Origin of the sequence: Mesorhizobium sp. M0011 (genome assembly GCF_040324155.1) — a bacterium.
Taxonomy (GTDB): domain Bacteria; phylum Pseudomonadota; class Alphaproteobacteria; order Rhizobiales; family Rhizobiaceae; genus Mesorhizobium.
This window is the reverse complement of the sequence record NZ_JAMYVQ010000040.1, coordinates 1-25118: the sequence shown is the minus strand read 5'-3', so window position 1 is coordinate 25118 and position 25118 is coordinate 1. Positions and strand designations below refer to the sequence as shown.

Here is a 25118-nt window from a genome sequence, read left to right as displayed (position 1 = left end):
CGCCCTACTTGGCGCGGTTGCGCGCGGCCAGCGTCCTGAGCCGCAGTGCATTGAGGCGGATGAAGCCGGCGGCGTCCTTCTGGTCGTAGGCGCCACGGTCGTCCTCGAAGGTGACCAGCGCATCGGAGTAAAGCGTCTTCTTCGACTTGCGGCCGGTGACCATGACGTTGCCCTTGTAGAGCTTGAGCCGCACCGTGCCTTCGACGTCTTCCTGGCTCTTGTCGATCATCGCCTGCAGCATCAGCCGTTCGGGCGCGAACCAGAAGCCGTTATAGATCAGCTCGGCGTAACGCGGCATGAACTCGTCCTTGAGGTGGGCCGCACCTCGGTCGAGCGTGATCGATTCGATGGCCCGGTGGGCTGATATCAGGATGGTGCCGCCTGGTGTTTCGTAGACGCCGCGCGATTTCATGCCGACGAAGCGGTTTTCGACCAGGTCGAGCCGGCCGATGCCATTGTCGCGGCCAAGATCGTTGAGTGCCGCCAGCATGGTCGCCGGCGACAGTTTCTTGCCGTTCAGCGCGATCGGATCACCCTTCAGGAACTCGATCTCGATCTCGGTGACCTTGTCCGGCGCGTCCATCGGCGAAACGGTGCGCTGATGAACGAATTCGGGCGGCTCCACCCACGGGTCTTCCAGCACTTTGCCCTCGGAGGACGAATGCAAGAGGTTGGCGTCGACCGAGAAAGGTGCGTCGCCCTTCTTGTCCTTCGGCACCGGGATCTGATGCTGCTCGGCGAAATTCATCAGGTCGGTACGCGATTTGAACGACCAGTCGCGCCACGGCGCGATGACCTTGATGTCGGGGTTCAGTGCGTAAGCTGAAAGCTCGAAGCGAACCTGATCGTTGCCCTTGCCGGTGGCGCCATGCGCGATCGCGTCGGCGCCGGTTTCCCGGGCTATATCGACCAGATGCTTGGAGATCAGCGGCCGCGCGATCGAGGTGCCGAGCAGATAGGTCCCTTCATAGACGGTGTTGGCGCGGAACATCGGGAAGACGAAGTCGGACACGAATTCCTCGCGCACGTCGACGACGCGGATGTCCTTGATGCCCATCATCTCGGCCTTGCGACGGGCCGGCTCGAGTTCGCCGCCCTGGCCAAGATCGGCGGTGAAAGTCACGACTTCGGCGCCGAGTTCAGTTTGCAGCCATTTCAGGATGATGGATGTGTCGAGACCGCCGGAATAGGCGAGCACGACCTTCTTGATGTCTTTGGCCTTGGACATTTCTACTCCGTCGATGGCGGACGCCCCAGCCTGGGCGTCACGGATTGTCGCAGCGCCTTTTAGCAGGAACGGCAGAGCGAGCAAGCACGCGTGCATGCATGGCTTCTGGTCCAGCGCATGGCCGGGGGCCGCCGGCAGCGGAAACAACCTGCTGCAATCAAAGGCTGCATTTGCTGGAAGGACTTAATCAAGTTTTCACGCCGTGCCGCTAACATTCGCGACAAAGCCGCCTCGACCATTTCCGGGCGGCTTCTTGCCTGCCTTGTCGCGGGTGTCCCTCGGGCTCGGGCCGTTCTTGATGCGCGTTATATCATGCATCGCCATGGAGCATAATCTGTGGCTTGTCCTGCTGGCGGCGCTGATGTGCGTCACCGGCTGCTGGGTGACGATCGGCCTCTTCGACCGTTCGAGAAAAACCACCGGCGTGCAGATGAAGGGCTGGCTGTTCCTGACCGCGGTCGCCGCCGGCTCGTCGATCTGGTGCACCCATTTCATCGCCATGCTGGCCTACCAGCCCGGCGCGCCGATCACCTTCGATCCGGTCCTGACCATGGCATCCCTGGTCATCGCCATCGCCGGCACCGGGCTGGGTTTCACCCTCGCATCCGGCAAGAGCCGGCGCCTGGCCCCGGAATGGGGCGGCGTCGTCGTCGGCCTGGCGATCTCGGCCATGCACTACACCGGCATGATGGCCTATCACGTTGCCGGCATCGTCGAATGGGACGGCTCCTATGTCGTGGCCTCACTGGTCATCTCGGCGGTGTTCTCCGCCCTGGCCGTCGGCCATGCCGTGCGCCGGCCATACCGCTGGTCGAACTATCTCGCCATCGGGCTGCTGGTGCTGGCGATCGTCGGCCTGCATTTCACGGCTATGGCCGCGGTGGCGGTGACGCCGCTGTCCTTCATCAGCACAGGCACCAATCCCGATATTCTGGTGGCAATGGCGGTCGCCGTCGCCGTGGTGGGCCTGATCGTCGCGGCCACCGGCTTCGCCAGCTATCTGATCGATGAGCGTGGTCGTTTGGAGAGCTTCGAGCGGCTTCAGCATCTCGCCCTCAACGACGCCCTTACCGGCCTTCCCAACCGGGTCTCCTTCAACGACCGCCTTGACCATGAAATCGACCGGGCATGCGAGGGCGAGGACACAATGACGGCGGTCATCGTCATCGATCTCGACCGCTTCAAGGAGATCAACGACCTCAGGGGGCATGCGGCCGGCGACCAGGCGCTCAAGATCGTCGCCCGCAGGCTGTCGAAACTCATCGGCGAGGGCGAATTCGTCGCCCGGCTCGGCGGTGACGAGTTCGCCGCGATCAAGCGCTTCAAGGATCAGAAGGACCTTCTCGGGCTGGTCTCGCGGCTGGAGAAATCCCTGTTCGAGCCGTTGCGGCTCGACGATTTCGAAATCGCCGCCGGCGCCAGCATCGGCGTAGCGATCTATCCGCGCGACGGGGCCGACCGCGAGCGGCTGGTCAGCAATGCCGATCTTGCCATGTACCGGGCAAAGAACGACGTCACGCGAGCCGTCTGCTTCTACGAATCCGCCATGGATGAGACGGCGCGGGCGCGCCGCGCGCTGGCCACCGACCTTCGCCAGGCGATCGAGCGCGGCGAGCTTTCGCTCCACTATCAGGTACAGACCTCGGTCCCGACCGGCGCCACCTGCGGCTACGAGGCGCTGCTGCGCTGGACCCATCCGGTGCACGGCATGATCCCGCCCGCCGAATTCATCCCGATTGCCGAGGAGAACGGCTCGATCATGGCGATCGGCGAATGGGTGCTGCGGACCGCGTGCCGCCAGGCGGCCTCGTGGGGCAACGGCCACAAGATCGCGGTCAATTTGTCGCCGGTACAGTTCGCCCATGCCGATCTCGCCAAGCTCGTCCATCAGATCCTGATCGAGACCGGGCTGTCGCCGAAACGGCTGGAGCTGGAGCTCACCGAATCGACGATCGTCGCCGACAAGGTGCGCACGCTGCATGTTCTGCGCCAGATCAAGGCGCTGGGGGTGACGATCGCGATCGACGATTTCGGCACCGGCTATTCATCGCTCGATACGCTGCGCTCGTTTCCGTTCGACAAGATCAAACTCGACCGTTCATTCATGGCTGACGTCGAGCGAAGCCCGCAGGCCAAGGCCATCATCCGGGCGGTGCTGACGCTGGGCCGCAGCCTCGACATTCCGGTGCTTGCCGAAGGCGTCGAGACGCATGTCCAGCTCACCATCCTGCAAGTCGAAGGCTGCAACGAGGCGCAAGGCTATTTCCTCGGCCGGCCCAAGCCGATCGACCAGATCACCGGGGACGCCGATGTCCGCAACGATCAACTCGTCGCGGAGGAGCCGGCGAGGATGCGGCTGAGCAGGCAGGCATAGGACGCCGCGGCCGGCCGTCCAGCGAATGCCGTGCGGACGCCTGCTGGATCGAGATCGGGTCGCTGCTGTGTCTGGCATCGTCATGGCGCATCCTGTATAGGCCTCGCAATCCCTTGGGGGCCGCTCATGTCGTTCATTCCAGACACCGCCACGCTGATCCAGTTCGCCATCGCCACGGTCATCCTGGCGATCACGCCGGGGCCGGACATGACCCTGTTCGTCTCGCGCACGCTGAGCCAGGGCCGTGCCACCGGCTTTGCCTCGATGGCCGGCGCGCTGTGCGGCACGCTGATCCACACCACACTGGTGGTTGTCGGTGTCTCGGCGCTGATCGTCGCCTCGCCGATGGCTTTCTTCGTGCTGAAGATCTTCGGCGCCGGCTATCTCGTCTTCCTGGCCTGGCAGGCAATCACCAGGGGCTCGGCCTTTTCGCCGGAGAAGAAGACAGGCCCCGAGATTTCCCTGTTGCGCAGCTGGGCCGCGGGTCTTGGCGTCAATCTGCTCAACCCGAAGATCATCCTGTTCTTCATGACCTTCCTGCCGCAGTTCGTCTCCGCGCATGATCCGAACGCACCGGGAAAGCTGTTTTTCCTTGGGCTGATGTTCATTGTGCTGTCGGTCCCGGTGACGGTGCCGATGGTGCTGGCGGCGGAAAAGTTTTCGGCGGCGATGAAGGCCAGCCCGCGCGTCACACGGGCGGTCGACTATCTCTTTGCCGGCGTGTTCTCCGCCTTCGCCCTCAAGATCCTGACGGCGCAGGCGAAGTAAGGCGCCGTCATCCTGTCTGGCCATCCTCTTTTGATCCTGGTTCGCCTTGCCACCAGCTTGCGGCCCAGCGCCCGGCGCTGAGCCAGTAAAAGATACCACCGACCATGCCGCTGCCGATCACGGCCATGATGGCGCTGGTGTCCCTGACGACGAAGGCGGTGTCACCGCTGCGGTCGGCAAGCCCGAGGAAAACACCGGCAACCACCGCGCCTGCCAGCGCATAGAACAGCCAGTCGCGCCGGCCCAGGATTTCGGCAAGCAGGATGACGACAGAGGCCGGCATCAGGGCGAAATAGGCGACGAACAGAGCGGCGAAGGGAATTGAGAAATACAGGGAAGCCGTCGCCGTCGGATGCGCATGCTCCGGCGTGTAGCCGAGCGATGCCAGCAACAGGATGTTGAGGAAGGCGCTCGCCGCCAGCGAGGCGACGGCATAGCCGAACAGGATGACGGTGAAACGGACGAGGTAGCCGACGAGACGCGCCATCAATCTCGGCCCAGATTCTGTCGCGTGCCGGACCTGCGTCCAGCCAGAAGCCAGTAGACCGAACCGGCGGCGATGCCGGCGGTGGCGAGAAAACCCAGAAAGCCCGGATTGAAGACAAAGCTGCTGGCCGAGCGCGGCATGGATACGCCAAAGGCGATGGACGTGATCGCACCGGTGGCGGCGAAGTAGAACCATCCCCGAAGTGAAAACCGTTCGGCGACAAAGAGCGCCGGGCCGACGATCAACAGCGCGCCGATCGTTACGGTCAAGACGGCGAGCGGGAACGAGCCCAGCCAGTCGAAAGCGAAAATGATGGACCAGTTGCCGTCTTCGATGCCTTCCAGGAGAGCGATCAGCAGCACCGGCACCAGGATCGAGGTCAGCACCGCGGCGACATAGCCGACCGCCATGATGGCGAAGCGTTTTAGCCAGGCGAAGGGGCGGCTCACGCCTCGCCGTGCCCCGCTATCATCATCGCTTCCAGCGCCAGCCGGTCGACCTTGCGCATGCGCTCGGAGTCGGATTTGAGCTGGCCGCAGGCGGCGAGAATGTCGCGGCCGCGCGGCGTGCGGATCGGCGAGGCATAGCCGGCATTGTTGATGTAATCGGCGAATTTCTCGATCGTCTCCCAGTCCGAGCACTGGTAATTGGTGCCCGGCCACGGGTTGAACGGGATCAGGTTGATCTTGGCCGGAATGCCCTTGAGCAGCTTGATCAGGCCCTTGGCGTCCTCGATGGAATCGTTGACGTCCTTCAGCATCACATATTCGAAGGTGATGCGCTTGGCGTTCGACAAGCCGGGATAGGCGCGGCAGGCGGCGATCAGCTCGTTGAGCGGATACTTCTTGTTGATCGGCACAAGCAAGTCGCGCAGATCGTCATTGGTGGCGTGCAGCGAGATCGCCAGCATGACGCCGATCTCCTCGCCGGTGCGGAAGATTTCCGGCACGACGCCGGAGGTCGACAGCGTGATGCGCCGCTTCGACAGGGACAGGCCGTCACCGTCGGAAGCGATCAGCAGCGCCTTCTTCACCGCTTCGAAATTGTAAAGCGGTTCGCCCATGCCCATCATGACGACGTTGGACACTTTGCGGCCCTCGGCCGGCACGATGGCGCCGTCGGGCGTGTCGCGGTCGGGAAAATCGCCGAGCCGGTCGCGGGCGGTGAGCAGCTGGGCGAGGATCTCCTCAGCCGTTAGATTGCGCACCAGCTTCTGCGTGCCGGTGTGGCAAAACGAGCAGGTCAGCGTGCAGCCCACCTGTGACGAGATGCACAGCGTGCCGCGACCCTCTTCGGGAATGTAGACAGTCTCGATCTCGACCGGCCGGCCGGCGCCGCGCGGCGGAAAGCGGAACAGCCACTTTCGCGTGCCGTCGGCGGAAATCTGCTCCTCGACGATCTCGGGCCTGGCGACGGTGAAATGCTTGTCGAGCTCGGCGCGCAGATCCTTGGAGATGTTGAACATGCCGGCGAAATCGGAGACGCCGCGCACATACATCCAGTGCCACAACTGCTGGGCGCGCATTTTCGCCTGGCGCTCGGGCACGGTGCCTGATGCAACCAGAGCCTCGGCGAGCTCGACCCGCGTCAGGCCGATCAGCGACGGCTTTTCGGGCTGTGCCGCGCGGGCACGCAACGCGTCGCGGGCGCCGTCAGTGGTGAGATCGAATGAAAGGGTCATGGTTGCACTGATATAAGCGGTTTGCGGCCGATTTCACGCATCGTGCCGGAAAGGAAGCGCGGCGCATAGCACAGGTTGACGGCAGAGTCATGGGTTGTGCGATGATGCACCCTCGCCAGAGATCCACCAACAGACCCAAAAACGAAAGGCCGGGCTTTGCGGCCCGGCCTTTCACTAAAACAAAGCCTAGCCTATTTGCACTTGGCAATCGACGTCAGCGCCGCCGAAATGCCCTTCAGCGAGAAGACGTAGCTGGTCGGGTTGCCGCGGCCGGACTTCGCCGTCACCTTCATGTCGGTGCCGGTCTTCATGGCGGCGATCAGCACCGGCTCCTCGGCGGCATTCTCGACCCAGGCCGATTTGCCGCGGGTGAACATCGAAAACGTCTTCTTATCGATGGTCACGGTGGCCTTGGAGCCGTCCTGGAAGTTGTAGCCGGCAATGAATTGCGGCTCGTAGGACACTTGCTGGCCGGGCCGCTGGCTGACGAAGAAGAACATGTCGCCATGGTCGAGCGTCGGCGGCTGCTTGTCGGTCGGCACGGTCAGGACATAGCAGACCTTGCCGCCCGACGCCTGGTAGCTGTAGGTGCCCCAGGCATTGTGCTGGCCGATTTTGGTCGCCGACTGCGCCAGTGCCGGCGCTGCCACGGCCACCAGGGCCAGACTCGAAACTATAGCAATCAATCCGCGCATCGCTTTTCCCGTATTCCAAATGGTGCGGAGGCAGGCCGGCTTGGCGTCCTGCCCGTCGCTTCATTTTGATTTAATCTGGGTTACCAAACGGTGAATTTCCGAAGAGAAAAGGACCCTCACCCCGAGGAAACCGCCGCCATTCCCGCGCCGCCGCCTTGTGAGCGGCTGGCGCGACATCCCTTTGGCGACTTGGAGGCCACGAAAGCGGCAAGAGTTTGACTTTTTACGCTGTCGCAGAAAGCCGGCTTCAACGGCGTTCCGTGCGCGAGTTCAGCCCTTGTCGGCCATGGCGTCCCTGGCGGCCTGCCGGTGCGCAGTGGTGATGTGGGCATTGACGGCGGTGATCGCGGCGGTGAGCACGGCGATGTCGTCGGTGAAGCCAAGCCCGAAGACGAAGTCGGGGATGACATCCACCGGCAGCACGAAATAGCCGAGCGCGGCGAGCAGAATGCCTTTGGCGCGCAGCGGCGTGTTCTTGTCCATGGCGCAGTAATAGGCGGCCACCACCTCTTCCATGAAGGGGATCTGCCGCGCGGCCTTCTTGGCTGTGCGCCAGAATTTCTCGCGCACTTCGCTCTCGTCCGCCAGCTTGCCGCCAAAGCCGAAGAAATTAAAACCGGATTGTCGCGCCATCAGTCTCTCCTTGCAGAGCCCGTGCGCATCCCGGCGCATGCCCGCGGGGCAAAATGTGGTGAAACCCGACCCCCGCTACAAGATGCCGGTGCCGATTTGGGCCCGCCGAGGCGATACCAGGCCTCAGGCGCCGGCAAAACGGTTCATTTTCTTGGCCAGATCGATATCGAGCGCGGTGACGCCGCCGGCGTCGTGAGTGTTCAGCGTCACGTCGACTGTCTTGTAGACATTCGACCAGTCGGGATGATGGTCCATCGTCTCGGCGGCAAGCGCGACGCGGGTCATGAAGGCGAAAGCCTCGGAGAAATTCGCGAAGGTGAATGTGCGCTTGATGGAGGCGCCGTCTTCCGCCAGCGCCCAGCCGTCGAGACCGGTCAATGCGGCTTCAGCGGCTTGCCTGCCCAGTTTCTCTCTCGCCATGTCCATATCCTGTGCTATTCGAAAACGACCCTCACCATAGCGACGGATCGATGAGCGCGAAGCCCATAAACTCCATTCTCTTCGTCTGCCTCGGCAACATCTGCCGGTCGCCGCTGGCGGAAGGTGTCTTCCGCGCCGTTTGGGCCGAGCGCGGATCGGCCCGGGATATCCTGCTCGATTCAGCGGGAACCAGTGACTGGGAGGCCGGCTCTGCCCCCGATCGACGCGCGATCGCGATCGCGGTGCGGCACGGCGTAGACATTTCCGGACAGAGGGCGCGCAAGGTCACGCCGCAGGACCTCCACCGTTTCGACCTGATCCTCGGCATGGACCGGTCGAATGTCGCCGACCTGAAGGCGCTGGCGCCGGCGGCCGTGCAGGACCGCATCCATCTGTTCCTGGAGTTCGCGCAGGGAAAGGCACGCGACGTGCCGGATCCTTATCATGACGAGGCAGAAGCCTTCGCTTCCGCCTATCGCATGATCCGCGAGGCGTCGGAGGCGCTGGCGACAAGGCTGGAGGCGCGGGCGTCCGTGCCTGACAGCGGCCAGGCTTCCTCGACGATATAGGGTCCGCCGCCGACCGAATCGCGCGACGACATCAGCACGAAACGGCCGATGCGGAACGGCAGCGTCGAGAAATTGCCGCGCGCCGACAGATATTGGGCGACGTCCAGCGGAGTCGAATTGCGTAAGCGCGCCAGCGTCACATGCGGCATGAATTTGCGCGGGTCGGCCGGGATGCCGAGCCGCTGGCAGATGCGGTCGATCTCACCTTGAAGGGCGGCCAGATCAGGCGAGGCGGAAGTGCCCGCCCACACCGCATGCGGCTTCTTCTGGCCGAAAGCGCCGACGCCGGACAGCGCCAGCGAGAACGAAGGGCGGTGGACCCGGTCGAGCGCGTTGGCGATCTCGTCGGCCACATGGCCGGGGACATCGCCGATGAAGCGCAGCGTCAGATGGTAATTTTCGACGTCGATCCAGCGGGCTCCCGGCAAGCCTCCCCGCAGCAGGGACAGCGAAAGGGCGGCGTCACGCGGAATTTCGAGGGCGGTGAAAAGACGCGGCATGAAGAGCCTCCCTTCCTCGAATCGAACTGTCATCCCCAGCGAATCATCGATAGTCAAACGGAGCAAGAGGTTTGTTGGTCACAGTCCCTGTTAAAAGCTCGCCGGGCGGAAACAGTTCCAGTCCGCTAGGAATCGCCCGGCACCGCCGCGATCACCTTCTCGACCGTCGGCAGGATGCGTTCGACCATCTGGTCGACGCCTCGTGCGCTTGGATGCAGGCCGTCCTCGAGCTGCATGCCGGGCTGGCCGGCGACGCCGTCGAGAAAGAACGGGTAGAGCACGACGTCGTATTTCTTCGCCAGGTCCGGAAAAATGGCGTCGAACGCATTCTGGTAGTCGGGACCGAGATTGGGTGCGGCACGCATGCCGGCCAGAAGCACGGCAATCTTGCGCTGCTTCAGCTTGCTTAGCATCTCGTCGAGGTTCTTCCTGGCGATGTCGGGCGAAACGCCGCGCAGCATGTCGTTGGCGCCGAGTTCGAGGATGACCAGCTGCGTGCCGTCCGGCACCGACCAGTCGAGCCGCGCCAGGCCGCCGCTCGTCGTGTCGCCGGAGACGCCGGCATTGGCGACGGTCACTTCGTGGCCCTTGGCGCCAAGTGCCGCCTGCAGCCTGTTGGTAAAGCCCTGGTCCGGCCCAAGGCCGAAGCCCGCCATCAGGCTGTCACCGAAGCCGACGATCTTGAACGGCTCGGCGCTCGCCGAGGACATGGCGCCGCAAATGGCGAGGAAAGCCACGAAGCCTGCGGCAATACTGCGTTTGAAAGACATGCGGCAGGCCCCATATGAGCTAGGATTCTTCGACGGCTTCCGGCAAGCAGAGCCTTCATCTCCAGATATAGGACGATTTCATTTTGACAGAAGCGGTCATCGCGCTGAAAGATGTATCCCTGACCCTTGGCGAGGGCGCTTCATCGGTCCATGTGCTGAAGGGGGTGAGCCTCGATGTGGCGACCGGCGAGGCGACCGGCATCGTCGGGCCTTCGGGTTCCGGCAAGTCGACATTGCTGATGGTCCTTGCAGGACTGGAAAGGGTCGATTCGGGTACGGTCCGAATCGCCGGCGAGCTGCTCAACGGCAAAAGCGAGGACCAGATTGCTTCGTTTCGTGGCCGAAACATTGGCATCGTGTTCCAGTCCTTCCATCTCATTCCCAACATGACGGCGCTCGAAAATGTCGCGGTGCCGCTGGAACTGGCCGGCCATGCCGATCCGTTCGCGGTGGCGGCGCGCGAGCTGGCGGCGGTTGGCCTCAGCGACCGCGTCACCCACTATCCCGGCGAATTGTCGGGCGGCGAGCAACAGCGCGTGGCGATCGCCCGCGCATTGGCGCCGTCGCCGCGCATCCTGATCGCCGACGAGCCGACCGGCAATCTCGACCAGGCGACCGGGCGGCAGGTCGCCGACCTCTTGTTTGCCAAGGCGGCCGAGCGCGGCATGACGCTGGTGCTGGTGACCCATGATCCGGCGCTCGCGGCGCGCTGTTCGCGCCAGGTTTCGATGCGCTCGGGCCGGATCGAGGCACCGGCCCCCGTCAAGGTGACGGCCTGATGCCGCTGTCCCGGACGTTGAGGCTCGCGGTCCGCTTCTCACTGCGCGAGATGCGCGGCGGCCTGTCCGGCTTCCTGATCTTCCTCGCCTGCATCGCGCTCGGCGTCGCGGCCATCGGCGGCGTCAACTCGGTGGCGCGTTCGATCACCGCCGGTGTCGCCAATCAGGGCCAGACGCTGCTCGGCGGCGATCTTCGCTTCCAGATCAACCAGCGTGACGCCAGCCGGGCGGAGCGCAGCTTCCTTGACGGGCTCGGCACGGTTTCCCGGACCGCCAGCATGCGTTCGATGGCGCGTCTGGCCGACGGATCCGACCAGGCGCTGGTCGAGGCCAAGGCGGTCGACCATGCCTATCCGCTCTATGGCACGCTGGAGACCGAGCCGGCACGGTCGAAACAGGAACTGTTCGGCGAAGAGTTCGGCGTCTTCGGTGCGGCGGCACCCGATCTTCTGTTCGAGCGGTTGCACGTCAAGATCGGCGACCGGCTGAAGCTCGGCACCGCCACTTTCGAACTGCGCGCCAGGCTGGTCGCCGAACCGGACGCCGTGTCCGACGGTTTCGGCTTCGCCCCAAGGCTGATGATCTCGACCGACGGACTGGCGGCCACTGGACTGATCCAGCCGGGCAGCCTGGTCGAGAATGCCTACAAGATCCGGCTGCCGGCAGACGCCGACGAGGTGCGGCTGAAAGCCGTCCAGGACAAGGCCGCCACGGATTTCCCCGAAGCAGGCTGGTCGATCCGCACACGCAGCAACGCGGCGCCCGCGCTGTCGTCCAACATTGAACGTTTCTCGCAGTTCCTGACCCTGGTCGGGCTGACGGCGCTGGTGGTCGGCGGCGTGGGCGTCGCCAATGCGGTACGCGCCTATCTCGACGGCAAGCGCGGCGTCATCGCCACCTTCAAGAGCCTGGGCGCTTCGGGCGGCTTCGTCTTTGCCGTCTATCTCGTGCAGATCCTGATCATAGCCGGATTGGGTATCGTGCTGGGCCTTGTGCTCGGCGCACTGATGCCGTTCGCGGCGAGTGCGGCCTTGCAATCCGTCATTCCGGTGCCTGCCGAAGGCGGCTTCTATCCCGGCGCGCTCGGTATGGCGGCGCTGTTCGGCCTGCTGGTGACGTTGGCTTTCGCGCTGCTGCCGCTCGGCCGCGCCCGCGACGTGCCGGCAACCGCGCTGTTTCGCGAAATGGGGCTGGAAGGCCGCGGCTTGCCGCGCCCCGCTTATGTCGCGGCCGCCATAGGCATCGCGCTGTTGCTTGCGGCGCTGGCCATTCTGTTCTCGGGCGACCAGCGCATAGCCTCGATTTTTGTCGGCGCTACCGTCTTCGCCTTCCTGGTGCTGCGCGTGGTCGGCGCACTGGTGCAATGGGCGGCCAGGAAAAGCCCGCGCGTGCGCTTCGTGGCGCTCAGGCTCGCCATCGGCAACATTCATCGGCCAGGCGCCCTGACGCCATCGGTGGTGCTGTCCCTGGGGCTTGGCCTGACGCTGCTGGTGACGCTGGCGCTGATCGATGGCAATCTCAGGCGGCAGATCTCCGGCAGCCTGCCGGAACGGGCGCCGAACTTCTTCTTCGTCGACATCCAGAGCGCCGATGTCGCGTCTTTCTCGGCGCTGATCGGCAAGGAGGCCCCGCAGGGCGTGCTGGCCAAGGTGCCGATGCTGCGCGGCCGGGTGATGGCGCTGAACGGTGTCGATGTCGACAAGGTGAAAGTGCCGGCGGAAGGCGCCTGGGTGCTGAGGGGGGACCGCGGCCTGACCTATGACACCAGGCAACCGGAGAACGCGACGTTGACCGAGGGCAGTTGGTGGCCCGAAAATTACAGCGGCGAACCGCTGGTTTCGTTTTCGGCGCAAGAAGGCAAGGAGATCGGGCTGAAGCTCGGCGACACCATCACCGTCAATGTGCTGGGCCGCAATGTCACCGCCAGGATCGCCAATTTCCGCCAGGTCGAATGGGAGACGATGGGCATCAATTTCGTCATGGTCTTCTCGCCCAACACATTCGCAGGCGCCCCGCATGGCTGGATGGCGACGCTGACCGAAAAGAGTGCCTCGACGGCCGACGACGCCCGCATCCTCAACGCCGTCACCCGCGCCTTCCCCGCGGTGACGACGGTGCGGGTCAAGGACGCGCTCGATGTCGTCAACCGGTTGGTCGGGCAACTCGGCACGGCGATCCGGGCCGCCGCTGGCGTGGCGCTGATCGCCTCGGTGCTGGTGCTGGCCGGCGCGCTTGCAGCCGGCAACCGGGCGCGCATCCATGATGCGGTGGTGTTGAAGACGCTGGGTGCGACACGCACGACGGTGATATCGGCCTTCTCGCTCGAATATATGCTGATCGGGCTGGCCACCGCCATCTTCGCGCTGGCAGCGGGCAGTGCTGCCGCCTGGTTCGTCGTCGCGCGCATCATGACATTGCCGTCGCATTTCATGCCGGAGGTGGCGGTGGCAACCATTCTGTTTTCGCTGGTGGTCACGGTCGGCATTGGTCTCGCCGGCACCTGGCGGGTGCTCGGCCACAAGGCAGCACCGGTGCTGCGCAACCTGTGACGACAGGCCCGGAAAAGGCATCCTGGATTAAATCTTGGTAAGAAAGCCGTCCGGAAGCCGAGGAATCGGCACTTGGTTGCCTCACGAACCGTTACATCCGGTTACGGTCTTGTTCTTGACGCGAATAACCATCATATTTCGCCACAGGCATGCTGGAGCCCTGCCAGCGGCGCCTGGGTCCGGAAGGACCTGACACCGGACGGGGCAGAAGCAATAGAGGACTACAATGGCTGATCCCATTCGCAACTACCAGACGCGCGCCGTGCCCGGCGTCAGCGTCGGTGCCGACATCGATCAGGGCCTGCGCGCCTATATGATCAAGGTTTACAACCTGATGGGGCTTGGCCTCCTCATCACCGGTCTTGCCGCTGTCGGCACGATCATGCTGGCCACCACCACCGATCCGGCTTCGGCTGTTGCGACGCTGCCAAGCGGCGTGATGCTGACCTCGTTCGGCTACGCGATCTTCGGTTCGCCGCTGCGCTGGGTGGTGATGCTGGCCCCGCTGGCCGCCGTGCTGTTCCTGTCGTTCCGCGTCCAATCGATGAGTGTTTCGGCGGCGCAGACGACGTTCTGGATCTATGCCGGCCTCGTCGGTCTGTCGCTGTCTTCGATCTTCCTGGTCTACACCACGGCCAGCATTTCGCAGACCTTCTTCGCAACCGCCGCGGCCTTCGGCGCGCTGTCGCTCTATGGCTACACGACCAAGCGCGACCTGACCGCTTTCGGTTCGTTCCTGATCATGGGCGTGTTCGGCATCATCATCGCGTCGGTGATCAACATCTTCCTGCAGTCGTCGGCACTGTCCTTCGCCGTCTCGGCGCTAGGCGTGTTGATCTTCTCGGGTCTCACCGCCTATGACACGCAGAAGATCAAGGAGATGTATTTCGAGGGCGACACTTCCGACGTCGCGGGCCGCAAGGCGATCATGGGCGCGCTGACGCTCTATCTCGACTTCATCAACCTGTTCATGTTCCTGCTGCAGTTCATGGGCGACCGCCGCTAAAGCGGCATTGGACCATCAACTTCCGGAAGGGCGGCCCAACGGCCGCCCTTTTCTTTTGTCTTGGCCTTTGCTGTTATTGCGAGCAGAGAAACGACATGCATAAACAATGAGCAATATTACGATCCGGCCTGTCACGGTGGCCGACCTCGACAGCGTCACGGCCATCTATGCCGACGCGGTGACCCAAGGCACGGCGAGCTATGAGCTGGAGCCGCCGAGCCGCGCGGAGATGGGTGTTCGATTCGACAGCCTGATGGCCGGCGGCTTTCCTTACCTGGTGGCGGAGAAGGACGGCACCGTTCTCGGCTACGCCTATGCCGGCGCCTTCCGGCCGCGCCCGGCCTATCGCTTCATCGTCGAGGATTCGGTCTATGTCGCGCCCGAGGCCAAGGGCCAGGGCGTCGGGCTCAAGCTGATGCAAAGCCTGATCGAGGCAGTGACGACGGCGGGCTTTCGCCAGATCATCGCGGTGATCGGCGATGGCCGTCCCGACAGTGCCTCGGTGCGGCTGCACGAAAAGCTCGGCTTTCGCTATTCGGGACGCCTCGAAGGTTCCGGCTACAAGCATGGGCGCTGGCTGGACACGGTGTTCATGCAGCTGTCGCTGAATGGCGGTGCCTCGGCGCCGCCCGATCCGAGCTCGCTGCCGGAGCGGAAGTTTCGTCTTAAAGGGGACTGAAGCGAGGAATTGGGGAACTGAAGAACTGAACAACTGAAGAACTGAAGAAGAAGGCGGTTACATCAGGCGTCGAGTGCCCAATTCTTCAATTCTTCAATTCTCCAGTTTCTTCAATTCCGTAGCTCAAGCCTCTACAACCTTGAGCTTGCTGTCGAACACACCAAGCACGCGGCCAAGTTCCTGACCGCGTTTCAGGATGCGGCCGCCGGCGGCGATGACGGCAAAAGCGCCCTGCTTGCGGGCCAGTTTCGGATCCTTGACGATCTGGAACAGCGGCACTTCACTGGTGCGGCGGAATACGGAAAACACGGCGCGGTCCGCAAGATGATCGATGGCGTAGTCGCGCCATTCATTGGCAGCGACCATGCGTCCGTAGAGCCTGAGGATCTGGTCCAACTCGCGGCGGTCAAACCGTACCGGCTGATCGAGACGTTCGCGTCGTGCCTCGTGCAGCGGGATCAATATCGCGGATGCGTCCCCATCCCCCGTCCCGCCGCTGTCATCCGTCATGCCTCGATCCTTCAAAATGAATCTTTGCCAACCAAAGTTGGCGTGTTCGCGACTGAATTGCAAGGCCTAGCGAACCGAGCCCCGCGCCGCGCCGTTTTCGTCACGTCCAGTCACTTTTATGAAACGCCGTGTTGGAATTGGTGATGTTCCGCCACATTTCTGCCTTTTTTTATCCGCGCTCATGCCCCAATGTCCGACGAATTTACCGGTGTTGCCTGAGACGGTTCGGTCCGGCACCGGCTCGTAAACCCCAAGCCCCCCGCCCACGGGTCTGCGTCGGATCGAACCAACCTCGGCTCTTCCTCGGAAGAACCGGGTGCGACGATCCCAAAACCTAAATGACCGACGTCAGAAGCAAGCTGACGTCGGTTTTTTATTGGGTGGTGAGTCGAGTGCGGTTTCACCGAGCGTCGCGTCCCCCTCACCCGGATTGCCAACCGAATTGCGAAGGGGCAATTCGGGACAATCCGACCTCTCCCCGAGGGGAGAGGAGATCGCGGCGGCGCTTTACCTCTTCTCCCCTCGGGGAGAAGGTGGCCGCGAAGCGGCCGGATGAGGGGCCTCCCATCCACAGTCCTAGCGAAGATGGGGGGCGCCGGCGTCCGTTACGGCTTGTGGATGAACGCGGCGCCGAGAATAGGACCGGGCATGCCGTCCTTGCCGACCGACTGCAGCAGCACGGCGCAGCCGCCCTTTTTGGCAATCTCGCTCATCGGCAGCTCGTAGCGCTGTGCCTTGCCATGCCACATGCCAGCGGTCTGAATCCCGGTGACGGCGTTCCAGTAGGTCATCTTGCGGCCGGTATTCTCGCCCTCGCCGACCTTGACCGTCTGCGGCGGGTCGAAATAGACGATGACGACATGGGCGTCGCTGGGGCCGTTGCCGGCATCACCGGCGTCGATCGTCACACGGTCGCTGGTGCGGCTGACCTTGACGGCGACGCGCATGCCTTCGCCGTTCTTGGCCATGCGGGCGAGCGCGCCATCGACCTCGCCGCGGCTGGCGCCGTTGACGTGGACACGGCCGTTGATGACGGCCTGCGGCGTATAGACGGAGCGGCTGCCGAAGGCGCGCATGTAGTCGTATTGCCGCTCGGTGTTCTCCTTGCGGCCCAGCGTGTCCTGCCAGCCGAGATAGTCCCAATAGTCGACGTGATAGGCGAGCGCGACGATATCTTCCTTAGCGGCAAGTTCGGAGAACAGCGTATCGGCCGGCGGGCAGGAACTGCAGCCCTGGCTGGTGAACAGTTCGACCACGCCCAATGGCCTGTCGATCTGGAGCCTGTCGATCTGGACCCGGTCGGCATGGGCGCGATCGGATTCGCCGGCATGCCCGGCGCCGGCAGACGCCGAGAAGGCCAGCGCAAGAGCTGCCAGCCACAATGATTTTCGCGAGGCCATGGCCATTCCGATTCCCGCCGGTGGTGCCGGCTTTATCTTGATTGCTAAAATATGTGGCAGAACCGGAAGTCAACGGGAAGTCACGTTGCGGTGAAATTTTGCCATTGCAGCTGACCGCAACCCCGCAATAGGAAGGATCTGCGCTTCAGGATAGAAACCGATTCGGGCGGCAATCACGATGTGGCAAACGTTTTTGGCGCCGGTCGACCTCTATTGCGAGCGGACCGGCCCGGAATTCTGGTCCGAACCCGTCAACGCCCTGACCAATCTCGCCTTCATCGCCGCCGGCCTGTGGGGCGTGCGCGAGGTGCGAAGGCTGGGCACCGGCGCCTTCGCCGAGGTGCTGGCTTGGTGGGTGGTGGCGATCGGCATCGGTTCGACGATCTTCCACACCTTTGCCACCAAGGGCACGGTCTGGGCCGACGTGCTGCCGATCGCCGGCTTCACGCTGGCCTACACGCTGTTCAATTTACGCCGCTTCCTCGGCATGCGATGGGGCAAGGCCATTGCCATCTTCATTGCCTTCTATGTGCTTGCCGGGGCGATAACCCTTGCCGTGCCGGACTGGCTGCGCCAGGCGTCGAACGGTACGACGGGCTATCTGCCGCCGTTCCTGGCGCTCGCCTTCTTCGGTGTCTGGGTGACGGTGAGCGGCAATCGCGCCGGCTGGTATAATCTGGCGGGCTCGGCGATCTTCGTCGTGTCCGTCATCTGCCGGATGATCGACCCGGTGGTCTGCGGCAGCTTTCCGCTCGGAACGCACTTCCTCTGGCACATCCTCAACGGCGTGATGCTCAGCGTGCTTTTGGCGGCAGCGGCGCGGTTTGGGAAGCCGAAGGTAGGGGAATAGGGGAATAGGGGAATAGGGGAATAGGGATTCCCTTCCCTACTCCCTTACTGCCCTACTCCCTTACTCCCGTACTAAGCAGCAAGATCGCGCAGCACGTATTGCAGGATGCCGCCGTTCTTGAAGTAATCGAGCTCATCCAGCGTATCGATGCGGCAGATGATCGGCACATTCTTCACCGTGCCGTCGCCATAGGTGACCTTGGCGATCATCGTCTGGCGCGGTTTGATGGTGCTCAAGCCGTCGATCTCGACCAGCTCGTCTCCCTTGAGGTTGAGCGATGCCCATGAGGTGCCTTCCTCGAAGACGAAGGGGATAACGCCCATGCCGACCAGGTTCGAGCGATGGATGCGCTCGAAGGACTGGGCGATGACCGCGCGGACACCGAGGAGATTGGTACCCTTGGCAGCCCAGTCGCGCGACGAGCCGTTGCCGTATTCGACGCCGGCGAAGACAACCAGCGGCACGCCTTCCCTTTTGTACTCCATCGCCGCGTCGTAGATCGATTCCTCTTCCTTCGACGGGTAGTGGATGGTGTAGCCACCCTCGCGGCCGTTCTCGCCCAGCATGTGGTTGCGGATGCGGATGTTGGCGAAGGTGCCGCGCATCATCACCTCGTGATTGCCGCGCCTTGTGCCGTACTGGTTGAAGTCGGCGACGCCGACACCGTGATCGGTGAGGTATTTGCCGGCCGGTGAAGCCGCCTTGATCGAACCCGCCGGCGAAATGTGGTCGGTGGTGATCTTGTCGCCGAACAGGCCAAGCACGCGGGCGCCCTTGATGTCGCCGATCTTGCCGAAACCTGATGTCATGCCAGCGAAATAGGGCGGGTTCTGCACATAGGTCGAGTTGTCGTCCCAGGCATAGGTCTGGCCTTCCGGCGCCTTGACGTTCTGCCAGTACTCGTCGCCCTTGAAGACGTCGGCATATTTGCGGGCGAACAGCTCGCGGGTGACGTTCTTCTCGATGAACTCCTGGATCTCGGCCGAGCTCGGCCAGATATCCTTGAGGTAGACCGGCTCGCCGTTCTTGTCCTCGCCGAGCGGCTCGGTGGTCAGGTCCTTTGTGACGGTGCCGGCCAGCGCGTGCGCGACGACCAGCGGCGGCGAGGCCAGATAGTTCGCCTGCACGTCGGGCGAGACGCGGCCTTCGAAGTTGCGGTTGCCGGACAAGACCGCGGCAGCGATCAGGCCCTTGTCGTTGATGGTCTTCGAGATCGGCGCCGGCAGCGGGCCGGAATTGCCGATGCAGGTGGTGCAGCCGAAGCCGACCAGGTTGAAGCCGATCTGATCGAGTTCCTTCTGCAGGCCGGATTTCTCCAGATACTCGGCGACCACCTGGCTGCCCGGCGCCAGCGAGGTCTTCACCCATGGCTTCTGCTTCAAACCGAGGCGGTTGGCGTTGCGGGCCAGGAGGCCGGCGCCGATCAGCACACTCGGGTTCGAGGTGTTGGTGCACGAAGTGATGGCGGCGATGACGACGTCGCCATGACCGAGATCATGGTCGGTGCCTTCGACTGCGTAGCGTTTGGAGATTTCGGCGGCCTTCTTGTATTCGGTCTCCATCGCCTTGGCGAAACCTTCCGGAATGCCTTCCAGGGCGACGCGGCCCTCGGGCCGCTTGGGTCCGGCCATCGACGGCACGACGGAGCCAAGTTCCAGCTCGAGCAGATCGGTGAACACCGGATCGGTCGAGCCGGTCTCACGCCACATTCCTTGAGCCTTGGCATAAGCCTCGACCAGCGCGATGCGGTCCTCGCTGCGGCCGGACATTGTGAGGTAGCGGATGGTTTCCGAGTCGACCGGGAAGAAGCCGCAGGTGGCGCCATATTCGGGCGCCATGTTGCCGATGGTGGCGCGGTCGGCCAGCGTCATGTTGGAGAGGCCCGGCCCGAAGAACTCGACGAACTTGCCGACGACGCCCTTCTTACGCAGCATCTGGGTGACGGTGAGCACGAGGTCGGTGGCGGTGACGCCTTCTTTGAGCTTGCCGGTGAGGCGGAAGCCGATCACCTCAGGCAAAAGCATGGAGACAGGTTGGCCGAGCATGGCCGCCTCGGCCTCGATGCCGCCGACGCCCCAGCCGAGCACGCCAAGGCCGTTGATCATGGTGGTGTGCGAATCGGTGCCGACGCAGGTGTCGGGATAGGCTGTCGTTTCGCCGTCCTCGGTGTTGGTCCACACCACCTGGCCGAGATATTCGAGGTTGACCTGATGGCAGATACCGGTGCCGGGCGGCACGACGCGGAAGTTGCGGAACGCCTGTTGGCCCCATTTGAGGAATTTGTAGCGCTCCTCGTTGCGCTCATATTCCAGCTCGACATTGCGGGCGAAGGCCATCGGCGTGCCGAATTCGTCGACGATGACGGAATGGTCGATGACGAGGTCGACCGGCACCAGCGGGTTGATCTTCTGCGGATCGCCGCCGAGCGAAGCCATGGCGTCGCGCATCGCGGCAAGGTCGACCACGGCCGGAACGCCGGTGAAATCCTGCATCAGCACGCGGGCCGGGCGATAGGCGATCTCGACACCGGCGGTGCCCTTGTCGGTCAGCCAGCCGGCCACCGCCTGGATCGATTCCTTGGTGACGGAGCGGCCGTCTTCGTTGCGCAGCAGGTTTTCCAGCAGCACCTTCATCGAATAGGGCAGCTGCGAGATGCCGGTGAGACCGTTCTTCTCGGCCTCGATGAGGTCGAAATAGGCATACTCCGCGCCGCCTGCGGTCAGCGTGCGGCGGCAATTGAAACTGTCGAGGGATTTTGACACGTGCGATCCTTGTCTGTTCAGCCTGAAAGGGAACGGACGCCGATGGCATGCAATCACGCGCAAAGGTGCGGGTACGGCCATTTCCGCTGTCCGTTCCCAAGCAACCCGAGCCGTTCAAGGCGGCGCGTGCGCTGGTTCGGCGCTAATTCTGTTCCCGTGCCGACCGCTGGCACGGATGCACCGCATATAGAGAATTTTCTGGAATAGTTCTAGACAGTTGGAAAGCAAATTTGTGCGATGCGGCAGCGGCCGCGACACATGGTTTCAGGGCAGGCGAGGAATGCGGCTGATCGCCGAAAATCTGTGCGGCGAGCGAGGCGGCGAGGCGGTGTTTTCCGGCATCGATTTTGCCTTGGAGGAGTGTCGGGCGCTCATCGTCACGGGGCCGAACGGATCGGGCAAGTCGACCCTGCTGCGGGTCATCGCCGGGCTGCTGCCGGTGGCGCAAGGCAGCGTGAGGATCGAGGGTGGCGGCGAAGCGTTTCCGTCTGTTGCCTCGGCCTGTCACTACCTTGGCCACCAGAACGCAATGAAACCGGCGCTCAGCGTGGCGGAGAATTTGCGCTTCTGGCGCGACTTCAACGGCGACGGACAGCTCGGCGTCAAAGAGGCGCTGGAAACGGTCGGGCTCGGTGGCATCGGCCACCTGCCATTCGGCTATCTATCGACCGGGCAACGGCGCCGGGCGGCGATCGCGAAACTGCTGGTCAGCCACCGGCCATTGTGGTTGCTGGATGAGCCGACAGCAGGGCTGGACAAGGCGTCGGAGGCGCGGTTTGCGGGGTTGATGGCCAAGCATTGCACGGATGGCGGGATGATTGTCGCGGCGACGCATCTGCCGCTGGGGATCGAGGGGATGGAGTTGAGGATGGGGGAAACGGGTTGATGATGGCGCGCGAGCATCTCAAACTATGCTAGCTCTCTTCCTGCGCGACATCCGCCTCAACATCCGTGCGGGCGGCGGGGCGCTGACCGGGGTCATCTTCTTCCTCGCCGTCATCGCCACCATCCCGTTCGGAGTCGGGCCGGACCTGAAGCTGCTGGCCCGCATCGGACCGGCCATCCTGTGGATCGGCGCGCTGCTGTCCTGCCTGCTCGGGCTCGACCGGCTGTTCCAGGCCGATCGCGAGGACGGCTCGCTCGATCTCCTGGTGCTCGGCAATGATCGCCACATGCTGGCCTTGACGGTGCTGGTGAAATGCCTGGCGCATTGGGCGGGCAGCGTGCTGCCGCTGGTGGTCGCCGCGCCCCTGCTCGGGCTGTTCATGAACATGGAGCCGCTCGGCATCGGCGCCACGGCGCTGACGCTGCTGGTCGGCACGCCTGCCATCACCTTCATCGGCGCCGCCGGTGCGGCGGTGGCGGTGGCGCTGCCGCGTGGCGGGCTGCTGATCTCGGTTCTGGTGCTGCCACTGACCATTCCGGTGCTGATCTTCGGCGTTTCGGCAAGCTATGGGGCGACCGCCAATCCCGATCCGTTTCTGCAGCCCTTCCTCATTCTTGCCGCGCTAACCCTGTTCCTTGGCGTGCTGGGTCCGGTCTCGGCGGCGCTGGCGCTGCGCCATGGCACGGATTGACGCGGCGTATGACTGCGGCGCGGCGACCGATTGCGAAGCCGACGGAGCGAGGCTAAGGAAAAGCATGTCTAGACTGGGCGACATGATCGGTTTGGAAGGCCGCACTTCAGCGGGGCCCGTCGCATGAGCGCGCATGCACTCTACGTGACCGCCGCCTATGGCATCACCGCCGTGGTGCTGGCCGGATTGATCGGCTGGATCCTGCTCGACCAGCGGGCGCGCAGGCGTGAGCTTGCCGAACTGGAGGCGTCCGGCGTGAGGCGTCGCTCCGACAAGGTCGCAAAGCCATGAGCATCGAAACAGAAACGCCGCCCCCGCGCACTCGTCGCCTGTTCGTGCTGTTGCCGCTGCTGATCTTCCTCGGCCTGGCCGGACTGTTCCTGTCGCAGCTGCTGTCGGGACGCGATGTTTCGGAAGTGCCGTCGGCCCTGATCGGCCTGCCTGCGCCGCAAACCAGCCTGCCGGCGCTGGAGGGCTCAAACCTGCCGGGGCTCGATTCGAAAACCTTCGCCGGCAAGGTCACATTGGTCAACGTCTTCGCGTCGTGGTGCGCGCCATGCCGCGAAGAGCACCCGGTGCTTCTGGCGCTGTCGCAGGACAAGCGTTTCAGCATGGCGGCGCTGAACTACAAGGACCGGCCGGAAAACGCACGCCGGTTCCTCGGCGATCTCGGCAATCCGTTCCAGGCGATAGGGGTCGACGAAGCGGGCCGTGCGGCGATCGACTGGGGCGTCTACGGCGTGCCGGAGACCTTCGTCATCGGCAAGGACGGCAAGATCGCCTACAAGCATGTCGGCCCGCTGACGCCCGAGACGGCGAGAGATCTCTTGCTGCCACAGATAGACAAGGCGCTGGCGGCGTCGAACTGACGTCGCGACGCGCCTATACGCGTAGCTTCGTCATCCTTGGGTCTTCGCAACGCTACGCGTCGCTACGCCCAAGGATGGCGAACGTGATGAGGCGATCGAATACTCAGCCGTAGATCTGCTTGTGGATCTGGTAGAGCATTTCCGAGCGGTCGGCGCGCATGTCGGCCAGATCGCGGCTGGAAAAGCTGTCGATTTCGGCGACAAGGCGGTTGTAGTGCTTGCGCTTGGCAATGCTGTTGCGAGCGCGGGTCATGAGACTGTCGAGGATCATAGCAAGGTTCCTTTTTGGCGCCGCGTTTCGGCGGCCGTTTCTTCCTCCCTTGATCGATACGAAGCATGACATAGTAATTGTGCATTGCAAAAAGAAGATGTTGCAATGCACCATTGCGCTGAACGCATAGCCGGTTAATGCGGCGCTAAAGCGCGTCGCGTTTGAACGGATTCAGGCGACGCGCTTCAGGTCTTTGTTTTTATGCATGTCGTTCTCCCAAAACCGGGGCCACTTTTGGGCGACATGCATTAACGTCATGCGCAGAGCCGGCAAGCGATCTTTTGCATCACACTGTGCGTACCCACATTGCCTTCTGTCCCTCCGGCTGTCTTGATCCGGTGTCATTGATGCCGGGAGGAAAAGCATGGCGGCTGCGGACTATTATGAAATTCTCGATCCGCGCTTCGCGCGCCTGTTCAACGGCAACGCGCAGGTCGAGAAGCTGTTCACCGGATGCCAGTGGGCGGAGGGGCCGGCCTGGTTCGCCGCCGGCCGCTATGTCGTCTGGTCCGACATCCCCAACAACCGCATGCTGCGCTATGACGAGACCGACGGCAATGTCAGCGTCTTCCGGCAGCCGTCCGGCAATTCGAACGGCAACAGCGTCGACCGGCAGGGCCGGCTGATCACCTGCGAGCATTCGGGCCGCCGCGTCAGCCGCACCGAGTTCGACGGCTCGGTCACTACGATCGCGGCCAAATGGAAGGGCAAGCGGCTGAATTCGCCAAACGACGCGGTGGTGAAATCCGACGGTTCTATCTGGTTCACCGATCCGAGCTACGGCATCGATACGGATTATGAGGGCGACAGGGCCGAGAGCGAAATCGGCGCCTGTCATGTCTACCGGGTCGATCCCGGCACCGGCGAGGTCGAAGCCGTCATCACCGACATGGTCCGGCCCAACGGCCTGGCTTTCTCGCTCGACGAGAGCAAGCTTTATGTCGTCGACACCGGCCGCACGCATGGCGCGCAGAATCCGGCGCATATGCGGGTGTTCGATGTCGGCAAGGGCGGCAAGAAGGTTTCGGGCGAGAAAGTCTTCGCCGACTGCACGGCCGGCCTGTTCGACGGCTTCAGGCTCGACGAGGACGGCCGCATCTGGACCAGTGCCGCCGACGGCATCCATTGCTACGATCCGGACGGCACGCTGATCGGCAAGGTCAAGGTACCGGAAGTCACCGCCAATTGCGTGTTCGGCGGCAACAAGCTGAATTGCCTCTACATCGCCGGCACCACGTCGCTCTACATGGTGCGGCTGATGGTCAACGGCGCCAAGACATACTGAGACTTGAGCACTGGCGGCCGTTCGACGGTTTCATCGAAGCGGGTCGTGAGCACGAACATCCGGGAGGACAAAATGCCATTCGTCAACATCCGCATCGTCAAGGAAGTGATATCAGCCGATCCGGCGGGCAAGAAGGCGGACATCGCCAAAAAGGTCACGGCGGCCATCATGGACGCCACCGGCCTCGGCAATAACGATGTCTGGGTGGTTTTCGAGGAGGTCAATGCGCGTGATTGGTATGTTGGGAAGACGGATGTGGAGACGCTGCGAAAGGGTTGATTTCGAAGGCATGGCGAAGCCCCTTTCCTTCGTCATCCTAGGGCGAAGCAGTCGCGAAGCGACGTCGCGGAGACCCTAGAGCGATTCCTATTTTGAGAGAATCGTAGGATTCCCAAAGCCGGATGTTTGTGATTCAAGATGCTGGCTGGATTGGAGGCCAGCATCTGATGACGCGAG

General features: G+C 63.3%; 27 protein-coding genes. 14 read left to right on the top strand and 13 right to left on the bottom strand.

The annotated features are described in order from the left end of the window. Nucleotides 1-4: 4 nt before the first annotated feature. Nucleotides 5-1228, bottom strand: coding sequence for an argininosuccinate synthase (locus NKK51_RS29075; protein WP_352555590.1), 1224 nt, complete (start codon nt 1226-1228; stop codon nt 5-7). Nucleotides 1229-1526: 298 nt separating this feature from the next. Between NKK51_RS29075 and NKK51_RS29070 the strand changes: the two genes are divergently transcribed. Both NKK51_RS29070 and NKK51_RS29065 read left to right on the top strand, forming a co-directional pair. Next, nucleotides 1527-3602, top strand: coding sequence for a putative bifunctional diguanylate cyclase/phosphodiesterase (locus NKK51_RS29070; protein WP_352555588.1), 2076 nt, complete (start codon nt 1527-1529; stop codon nt 3600-3602). Nucleotides 3603-3728: 126 nt separating this feature from the next. Further along, the gene (locus tag NKK51_RS29065) at nt 3729-4370 is read left to right on the top strand and encodes a LysE family translocator (protein ID WP_128304284.1); all 642 of its coding nucleotides are present in this window, start codon (nt 3729-3731) and stop codon (nt 4368-4370) included. A 7-nt stretch (nt 4371-4377) separates the two neighbouring features. Here the strand turns inward: NKK51_RS29065 and NKK51_RS29060 are convergent, their stop codons facing one another. The 6 genes from NKK51_RS29060 to NKK51_RS29035 all read right to left on the bottom strand — a co-directional run bounded on the left by NKK51_RS29060 (nt 4378) and on the right by NKK51_RS29035 (nt 8286). Then, nucleotides 4378-4857, bottom strand: a complete 480-nt coding sequence (locus NKK51_RS29060; RefSeq protein WP_023811319.1) for a hypothetical protein — start codon at nt 4855-4857, stop codon at nt 4378-4380. Continuing rightward, complete coding sequence (locus NKK51_RS29055) at nt 4857-5306, bottom strand: hypothetical protein (protein WP_023811318.1); 450 nt, start codon at nt 5304-5306, stop codon at nt 4857-4859. Before NKK51_RS29055 ends, NKK51_RS29060 begins: the two co-directional genes overlap by 1 nt. Continuing rightward, entirely contained in the window at nt 5303-6538 is a 1236-nt protein-coding gene (gene rlmN, locus NKK51_RS29050) for a dual-specificity RNA methyltransferase RlmN (RefSeq protein WP_023811317.1), read from the bottom strand. Before rlmN ends, NKK51_RS29055 begins: the two co-directional genes overlap by 4 nt. A 191-nt stretch (nt 6539-6729) precedes the next feature. Next, nucleotides 6730-7233: an invasion associated locus B family protein gene (locus NKK51_RS29045; protein WP_127296348.1), complete on the bottom strand. Its 504-nt coding sequence runs from the start codon at nt 7231-7233 to the stop codon at nt 6730-6732. 270 nt (nt 7234-7503) lie between these two features. Beyond that, on the bottom strand, nt 7504-7866 hold the full coding sequence (locus NKK51_RS29040) for a YkvA family protein (RefSeq protein ID WP_352555586.1): 363 nt from the start codon (nt 7864-7866) through the stop codon (nt 7504-7506). Between the two features lie 123 nt (nt 7867-7989). Further along, nucleotides 7990-8286 carry a 4a-hydroxytetrahydrobiopterin dehydratase gene (locus NKK51_RS29035; RefSeq protein WP_023811314.1) on the bottom strand — a complete coding sequence of 99 codons (297 nt, stop codon included), beginning with the start codon at nt 8284-8286 and terminating at the stop codon, nt 7990-7992. 50 nt (nt 8287-8336) lie between these two features. Between NKK51_RS29035 and NKK51_RS29030 the strand changes: the two genes are divergently transcribed. Next, nucleotides 8337-8855 carry a low molecular weight protein-tyrosine-phosphatase gene (locus NKK51_RS29030; RefSeq protein WP_128304280.1) on the top strand — a complete coding sequence of 173 codons (519 nt, stop codon included), beginning with the start codon at nt 8337-8339 and terminating at the stop codon, nt 8853-8855. Here NKK51_RS29030 and thpR read toward each other — a convergent pair. Together thpR and NKK51_RS29020 are read right to left on the bottom strand one after the other, a co-directional pair. Then, on the bottom strand, nt 8759-9355 hold the full coding sequence (thpR, locus tag NKK51_RS29025) for an RNA 2',3'-cyclic phosphodiesterase (protein WP_027037464.1): 597 nt from the start codon (nt 9353-9355) through the stop codon (nt 8759-8761). The two genes, NKK51_RS29030 and thpR, sit on opposite strands and share 97 nt — an antisense overlap. A 125-nt stretch (nt 9356-9480) precedes the next feature. Then, complete coding sequence (locus NKK51_RS29020) at nt 9481-10125, bottom strand: arylesterase (RefSeq protein WP_027037463.1); 645 nt, start codon at nt 10123-10125, stop codon at nt 9481-9483. An 83-nt stretch (nt 10126-10208) separates the two neighbouring features. Here NKK51_RS29020 and NKK51_RS29015 point away from each other — a divergent pair, with 83 nt between their 5' ends. From NKK51_RS29015 to NKK51_RS29000, 4 genes are all read left to right on the top strand, one after another. After that, the gene (locus NKK51_RS29015; RefSeq protein ID WP_013528821.1) at nt 10209-10904 is read left to right on the top strand and encodes an ABC transporter ATP-binding protein; all 696 of its coding nucleotides are present in this window, start codon (nt 10209-10211) and stop codon (nt 10902-10904) included. After that, nucleotides 10904-13453: an ABC transporter permease gene (locus tag NKK51_RS29010; RefSeq protein ID WP_352555583.1), complete on the top strand. Its 2550-nt coding sequence runs from the start codon at nt 10904-10906 to the stop codon at nt 13451-13453. The genes NKK51_RS29015 and NKK51_RS29010 overlap by 1 nt, the downstream gene beginning before the upstream one ends. A 226-nt stretch (nt 13454-13679) precedes the next feature. Then, complete coding sequence (locus NKK51_RS29005) at nt 13680-14459, top strand: Bax inhibitor-1/YccA family protein (protein ID WP_352555581.1); 780 nt, start codon at nt 13680-13682, stop codon at nt 14457-14459. A gap of 106 nt (nt 14460-14565) precedes the next feature. After that, entirely contained in the window at nt 14566-15138 is a 573-nt protein-coding gene (locus NKK51_RS29000; RefSeq protein ID WP_023811307.1) for a GNAT family N-acetyltransferase, read from the top strand. 123 nt (nt 15139-15261) lie between these two features. Here the strand turns inward: NKK51_RS29000 and NKK51_RS28995 are convergent, their stop codons facing one another. Further along, nucleotides 15262-15648, bottom strand: a complete 387-nt coding sequence (locus NKK51_RS28995) for a DUF2794 domain-containing protein (RefSeq protein WP_023811306.1) — start codon at nt 15646-15648, stop codon at nt 15262-15264. A 605-nt stretch (nt 15649-16253) separates the two neighbouring features. Continuing rightward, nucleotides 16254-17054, bottom strand: coding sequence for a DUF1223 domain-containing protein (locus NKK51_RS28990; RefSeq protein ID WP_023811305.1), 801 nt, complete (start codon nt 17052-17054; stop codon nt 16254-16256). A gap of 172 nt (nt 17055-17226) precedes the next feature. Between NKK51_RS28990 and NKK51_RS28985 the strand changes: the two genes are divergently transcribed. Continuing rightward, complete coding sequence (locus NKK51_RS28985; RefSeq protein ID WP_128304276.1) at nt 17227-17898, top strand: ceramidase domain-containing protein; 672 nt, start codon at nt 17227-17229, stop codon at nt 17896-17898. A 71-nt stretch (nt 17899-17969) separates the two neighbouring features. Here NKK51_RS28985 and acnA read toward each other — a convergent pair whose 3' ends face one another. Beyond that, the gene (gene acnA, locus NKK51_RS28980) at nt 17970-20660 is read right to left on the bottom strand and encodes an aconitate hydratase AcnA (protein ID WP_127273510.1); all 2691 of its coding nucleotides are present in this window, start codon (nt 20658-20660) and stop codon (nt 17970-17972) included. Between the two features lie 280 nt (nt 20661-20940). On the opposite strand from acnA, the gene ccmA reads away from it, so the two are divergent. The 4 genes from ccmA (at nt 20941) to NKK51_RS28960 (ending at nt 23106) form a co-directional block, all read left to right on the top strand. Beyond that, nucleotides 20941-21546 carry a heme ABC exporter ATP-binding protein CcmA gene (gene ccmA, locus NKK51_RS28975; RefSeq protein ID WP_352555580.1) on the top strand — a complete coding sequence of 202 codons (606 nt, stop codon included), beginning with the start codon at nt 20941-20943 and terminating at the stop codon, nt 21544-21546. A gap of 25 nt (nt 21547-21571) precedes the next feature. After that, the gene (gene ccmB / locus NKK51_RS28970; RefSeq protein ID WP_352442575.1) at nt 21572-22237 is read left to right on the top strand and encodes a heme exporter protein CcmB; all 666 of its coding nucleotides are present in this window, start codon (nt 21572-21574) and stop codon (nt 22235-22237) included. A 123-nt stretch (nt 22238-22360) separates the two neighbouring features. Next, nucleotides 22361-22528 carry a heme exporter protein CcmD gene (gene ccmD / locus NKK51_RS28965; protein WP_352555578.1) on the top strand — a complete coding sequence of 56 codons (168 nt, stop codon included), beginning with the start codon at nt 22361-22363 and terminating at the stop codon, nt 22526-22528. Further along, the gene (locus NKK51_RS28960; protein ID WP_023811300.1) at nt 22525-23106 is read left to right on the top strand and encodes a DsbE family thiol:disulfide interchange protein; all 582 of its coding nucleotides are present in this window, start codon (nt 22525-22527) and stop codon (nt 23104-23106) included. Before ccmD ends, NKK51_RS28960 begins: the two co-directional genes overlap by 4 nt. A gap of 103 nt (nt 23107-23209) precedes the next feature. Here the strand turns inward: NKK51_RS28960 and NKK51_RS28955 are convergent, their stop codons facing one another. Continuing rightward, complete coding sequence (locus NKK51_RS28955; RefSeq protein ID WP_013528833.1) at nt 23210-23377, bottom strand: hypothetical protein; 168 nt, start codon at nt 23375-23377, stop codon at nt 23210-23212. 364 nt (nt 23378-23741) lie between these two features. Between NKK51_RS28955 and NKK51_RS28950 the strand changes: the two genes are divergently transcribed. Both NKK51_RS28950 and NKK51_RS28945 read left to right on the top strand, forming a co-directional pair. Further along, nucleotides 23742-24662, top strand: coding sequence for an SMP-30/gluconolactonase/LRE family protein (locus NKK51_RS28950; RefSeq protein WP_352555576.1), 921 nt, complete (start codon nt 23742-23744; stop codon nt 24660-24662). A 72-nt stretch (nt 24663-24734) separates the two neighbouring features. Next, complete coding sequence (locus NKK51_RS28945; protein ID WP_128304273.1) at nt 24735-24941, top strand: tautomerase family protein; 207 nt, start codon at nt 24735-24737, stop codon at nt 24939-24941. Nucleotides 24942-25118: the final 177 nt, after the last annotated feature.

Excerpts from the sequence above, each read along its gene's own strand:
- NKK51_RS28945 (WP_128304273.1), top strand. The coding sequence starts at position 24,735 with ATGCCATTCGTCAACATCCGCATCGTCAAGGAAGTGATATCAGCCGAT.
- NKK51_RS28950 (WP_352555576.1), top strand. The coding sequence starts at position 23,742 with ATGGCGGCTGCGGACTATTATGAAATTCTCGATCCGCGCTTCGCGCGC.
- NKK51_RS29005 (WP_352555581.1), top strand. The coding sequence starts at position 13,680 with ATGGCTGATCCCATTCGCAACTACCAGACGCGCGCCGTGCCCGGCGTC.
- ccmA (WP_352555580.1), top strand. The coding sequence starts at position 20,941 with ATGCGGCTGATCGCCGAAAATCTGTGCGGCGAGCGAGGCGGCGAGGCG.
- ccmB (WP_352442575.1), top strand. The coding sequence starts at position 21,572 with ATGCTAGCTCTCTTCCTGCGCGACATCCGCCTCAACATCCGTGCGGGC.
- NKK51_RS29030 (WP_128304280.1), top strand. The coding sequence starts at position 8,337 with ATGAGCGCGAAGCCCATAAACTCCATTCTCTTCGTCTGCCTCGGCAAC.
- rlmN (WP_023811317.1), bottom strand. The coding sequence starts at position 6,538 with ATGACCCTTTCATTCGATCTCACCACTGACGGCGCCCGCGACGCGTTG.
- NKK51_RS28995 (WP_023811306.1), bottom strand. The coding sequence starts at position 15,648 with ATGACGGATGACAGCGGCGGGACGGGGGATGGGGACGCATCCGCGATA.
- NKK51_RS29010 (WP_352555583.1), top strand. The coding sequence starts at position 10,904 with ATGCCGCTGTCCCGGACGTTGAGGCTCGCGGTCCGCTTCTCACTGCGC.
- NKK51_RS29070 (WP_352555588.1), top strand. The coding sequence starts at position 1,527 with ATGCGCGTTATATCATGCATCGCCATGGAGCATAATCTGTGGCTTGTC.
- NKK51_RS29035 (WP_023811314.1), bottom strand. The coding sequence starts at position 8,286 with ATGGCGAGAGAGAAACTGGGCAGGCAAGCCGCTGAAGCCGCATTGACC.
- NKK51_RS29075 (WP_352555590.1), bottom strand. The coding sequence starts at position 1,228 with ATGTCCAAGGCCAAAGACATCAAGAAGGTCGTGCTCGCCTATTCCGGC.
- thpR (WP_027037464.1), bottom strand. The coding sequence starts at position 9,355 with ATGCCGCGTCTTTTCACCGCCCTCGAAATTCCGCGTGACGCCGCCCTT.
- NKK51_RS29060 (WP_023811319.1), bottom strand. The coding sequence starts at position 4,857 with ATGGCGCGTCTCGTCGGCTACCTCGTCCGTTTCACCGTCATCCTGTTC.
- NKK51_RS28955 (WP_013528833.1), bottom strand. The coding sequence starts at position 23,377 with ATGATCCTCGACAGTCTCATGACCCGCGCTCGCAACAGCATTGCCAAG.
- NKK51_RS29065 (WP_128304284.1), top strand. The coding sequence starts at position 3,729 with ATGTCGTTCATTCCAGACACCGCCACGCTGATCCAGTTCGCCATCGCC.
- NKK51_RS28990 (WP_023811305.1), bottom strand. The coding sequence starts at position 17,054 with ATGGCCATGGCCTCGCGAAAATCATTGTGGCTGGCAGCTCTTGCGCTG.
- NKK51_RS28960 (WP_023811300.1), top strand. The coding sequence starts at position 22,525 with ATGAGCATCGAAACAGAAACGCCGCCCCCGCGCACTCGTCGCCTGTTC.
- NKK51_RS29045 (WP_127296348.1), bottom strand. The coding sequence starts at position 7,233 with ATGCGCGGATTGATTGCTATAGTTTCGAGTCTGGCCCTGGTGGCCGTG.
- NKK51_RS29000 (WP_023811307.1), top strand. The coding sequence starts at position 14,566 with ATGAGCAATATTACGATCCGGCCTGTCACGGTGGCCGACCTCGACAGC.
- NKK51_RS29040 (WP_352555586.1), bottom strand. The coding sequence starts at position 7,866 with ATGGCGCGACAATCCGGTTTTAATTTCTTCGGCTTTGGCGGCAAGCTG.
- NKK51_RS28985 (WP_128304276.1), top strand. The coding sequence starts at position 17,227 with ATGTGGCAAACGTTTTTGGCGCCGGTCGACCTCTATTGCGAGCGGACC.
- ccmD (WP_352555578.1), top strand. The coding sequence starts at position 22,361 with ATGAGCGCGCATGCACTCTACGTGACCGCCGCCTATGGCATCACCGCC.
- NKK51_RS29020 (WP_027037463.1), bottom strand. The coding sequence starts at position 10,125 with ATGTCTTTCAAACGCAGTATTGCCGCAGGCTTCGTGGCTTTCCTCGCC.